Source organism: Streptococcus mitis, assembly GCF_003943905.1.
Classification (GTDB): Bacteria; Bacillota; Bacilli; order Lactobacillales; family Streptococcaceae; genus Streptococcus; species Streptococcus mitis_BC.
Map to the genome: position 1 here is coordinate 1 of NZ_RJNS01000011.1, position 2,517 is coordinate 2,517.

The 2,517-nt window shown below is 48.2% G+C and carries 1 pseudogene; it reads left to right on the forward strand.

Features of this window, described 5'->3' with window-relative positions:
- Window positions 1-2,517: pseudogene (locus D8854_RS09850) on the forward strand (accessory Sec-dependent LPXTG-anchored adhesin); the annotation flags it as partial.

Here is a 2,517-nt window from a genome sequence, read left to right on the forward strand (position 1 = left end):
GAAGTTGTCTCTAGTACCCTGTCAGACACTGAAGAACTTGATCACGCACACCTTAGTTTTAACACGCTAGCGGGTATAGGGGGAATCCTGGCCGCGGGGGCTGCAGGATTTGTGGTGACTCAAGAGCAAACTGTTTATGCGGATGAAACATCTAACTATACAGAAAAGGATAAAACAGTCATTGCTGCTGAACCGAAAGCAGCTGAAACAACTGAAACAAGTACTAACTCAATCATCGCTCAAGCGCAAGCAGAAGTAAAGAAAGCTCAAGCAGAACAAGCATCTGCTTCAGCTTCTGTATCAGTCAGTCAATCTGTTGAGGCTCAAGCGAGTGCGAGTCAGTCAGCTTCAGTCAGTCAATCTGCCTCAGCGAGTCAGTCAGCATCAGCAAGTGCTTCAACATCAGCAAGTGCTTCAACATCAGCAAGTCAGTCAACTGTTCCAGCATCTGAGTCAGCGAGTCAATCAACATCAGCTCCTGTATCAGCTTCAGCAAGTGCCAAAGCGTCTGCCTCAGCAAGCTCTACACCATCAGAGTCAACGAGCGCTCAAGCACCTGCCTCTGTAGTTGAGAGTGCCTCAGCTGTTAGCGAACCATCAGCTCAGGCTTCTGTGTCTACCTCAGCTTCTGCATCGCTCAACCTTAAGGTCAACCCTGCGGCAAGTCTTGTATCAGGCAGTGCTAACCAAAGTTTGGCAAGTGCAGCTCTTAGTACAAGTCAAGCAGTAACAACAAGCAACAATATCGCAGCTGGAGTTGTAGCAGACAAGAACCAAGCCCAAGGTAAGGATACAACCAAGCAAGCCGAGAAAGACCAAAAAGCAGATAAGGCTGTAAATAATTCACCAAAAGAAGCAGGTCAGTCAGGTTTCCGTAGTGCTGGTTATTCAGGTTTCCGTAAGTTGCCACAACCAGGTGATGAAGGATTTGATTGGGCTCCGAGACTTCAGGTCATAGATGGGCCTGGCAATGTTGTTCTCCAACCTGGACAAAAGTTCAATTTCACTGTAACTATCCATCACAGAAACTCTACAAACCAAGCTGTAAACCCAGCTAAACTAACTCTGATAGATAACTACAGACGGATTAAACCAAATGGTGACTGGATAACATATAAATTTACTTCTAGTGGCTATGATGTTAAGATGAATGTTCGTGGTACTGTTCCACAGAATCCTCAATCACTTACATATTTTGCAGCACTGCAAAATGAGGGAACAAATCAAAGGAGATTCCCGATAAGAGGCTTCTCAATGACTATTGATGGTAACGGTAGCATCTCTAAGTCAACATCAGCGAGCCAGTCGGCATCAACGTCAGCAATTGCGAGCCAAAGTGCTTCAGCATCTGTATCAGCAAGTATTAGTGCGAGCCAGTCGGCATCAACATCAGCAATTGCGAGCCAAAGTGCCTCAGCCAGTGCGAGTGCATCAGTATCTGCAAGTCGTTCAGCTTCAGCGAGCGTAAGCTCAAGCCGTTCAGCGAGTGCATCAGCGAGTTCCTCACTTAGCGCAAGTCGCTCAGCATCAGCATCTGTAAGCTCAAGTCGTTCGGCCAGTGCTTCAGCGAGTGCCTCACTTAGTGCAAGTCGCTCAGCGTCAGCTTCTGTAAGTTCAAGCCGTTCAGCCAGTGCTTCAGCTAGCGCATCAGTAAGTTCAAGCCGCTCAGCCTCAGCAAGCGTAAGTTCAAGCCGTTCAGCGAGTGCATCGCTTAGTGCAAGTCGCTCAGCCTCAGCGAGCGTAAGCTCAAGCCGTTCGGCAAGTGCCTCAGTATCTGCAAGTCGTTCAGCTTCAGCGAGCGTAAGCTCAAGCCGTTCGGCGAGTGCCTCAGTATCTGCAAGTCGTTCAGCTTCAGCAAGTGTAAGCTCAAGCCGTTCGGTAAGTGCATCACTTAGTGCAAGTCGTTCAGCTTCAGCAAGTGTAAGCTCAAGTCGTTCGGCGAGTGCATCACTTAGTGCAAGTCGCTCAGCTTCAGCATCAGTAAGTGCAAGCCAATCAGCTAGCGCATCAGTAAGCTCAAGTCAATCAGCTTCAGCGTCTGCATCAGCTAGCCAATCAGCTAGCGCATCAGTAAGCTCAAGTCAATCAGCTTCAGCATCAGTATCTAACAACCAGAACTCAGCTTCTATCTCAGCAAGCGCGAGCCACTCTGCGTCTGTATCAGCAAGCCAAAGCGCTTCAGCATCAGTAAGTGCTAGTCAATCAGCATCTGTATCAGCTAGCCAATCAACTAGCGCATCAGTATCTGCAAGTCAAAGTACTTCAGCGTCAGTATCTGCAAGTCAAAGTGCCTCAGCTTCAGCATCTAACAACCAGAACTCAGCTTCTATCTCAGCAAGCGCGAGCCAGTCTGCGTCAATTAGTGCAAGCCAAAGCGCATCAGCATCAGTATCAGCAAGCATCAGTGCGAGCCAATCAGCATCTGTATCAGCTAGTCAATCAGCTTCAGCTTCTGTAAGTGCAAGCGACTCAGCATCTGTATCAGCTAGCCAATCAGCAAGCGCATCTGTAAGTGCA